Annotated in this window: 2 protein-coding genes; both read right to left on the reverse strand. The window is 40.8% G+C overall.

The features are described 5' to 3' along the window. Positions 1-389: hypothetical protein (locus D1151_RS17435; RefSeq protein WP_161909580.1), on the reverse strand; the 389-nt coding region annotated here is incomplete at its 3' end. Between the two features lie 37 nt (positions 390-426). Beyond that, positions 427-951: HNH endonuclease (locus D1151_RS17440; protein WP_207708630.1), on the reverse strand; the 525-nt coding region annotated here is incomplete at its 5' end.

Here is a 951-nt window from a genome sequence, read left to right on the forward strand (position 1 = left end):
GGTACTGGCCACCCTGACAATACTGCATACTGATATATCAGCTTGTCCAGCCAAACGCACACTTCTGCATAATCCACTCCATATGTATAGACAACCGTATCTTTCTGTACAGCTTTGCTGTCTTTTGTAAAAAGACAGTATTTTACTGCATCGATATACTTATCTGGCACAGTTGCAAATGCCTCATCCATTACAGCGATTTGCTTTTCAATATCCACTTTCTCATGTATCTTGTCGATAAAGCTTTGCCTATAGCCATATACATCTATCTCACAAAGGTTTACTTGCACTTTTTGCAAAAACGGATAGCTTCTCAGGGCGTAGTAGCAAGAGTCAAATATGTCCGACTGTAAAACAGTCCCGTTAAATTTTGTTCTTTTTGTCCTCATTTTGCTTTCCTGGCGACCTCCCCTCACATTTTATGCCTCACGAGTTTCCATCGGGCATCCAATTCTTAGGTTCCAATTGATGGCTACAATTTTTCTTCATCGGACAGTCATCACAATCATGGGTTTTACAAAACGCAGAAATCGTATTCATCGCATCTAGCATAGCGCTCTTGGCAAAAGTCTGCTCCTTGGTCCGATGCGTTTCTTCTTCAAACCAGAATTGTACACTCGGTTTGGGAACATCCTTAATCATGCCATATTGTTTTGCAATTCGATACGCACCGCTATCCCTAGTTAATATCTTCGGTATCAACTCCAAACTGGATCGAAACTGCTCTAATTTGCGATTTTTGCGATAGCGGTTGCATACCCTACAGCTCGGTAATAAATTCTCAATTTCAATCTTTCCGCCATACTTAACCGGCAGTAAAAAGTCCATTTCCATTTCACTATATTTAATTTGCTTGCCACAATAAGCGCAATGACCTTTAAACCTCTCATACGCATTTTCCCGCATCTTCTTCGGTATAATCGGTCCATTCATTTTTTCTTTCCCCTCTCC

This window comes from Emergencia sp. 1XD21-10 (assembly GCF_009936045.1).
GTDB lineage: Bacteria > Bacillota > Clostridia > Peptostreptococcales > Anaerovoracaceae > Senimuribacter > Senimuribacter intestinalis.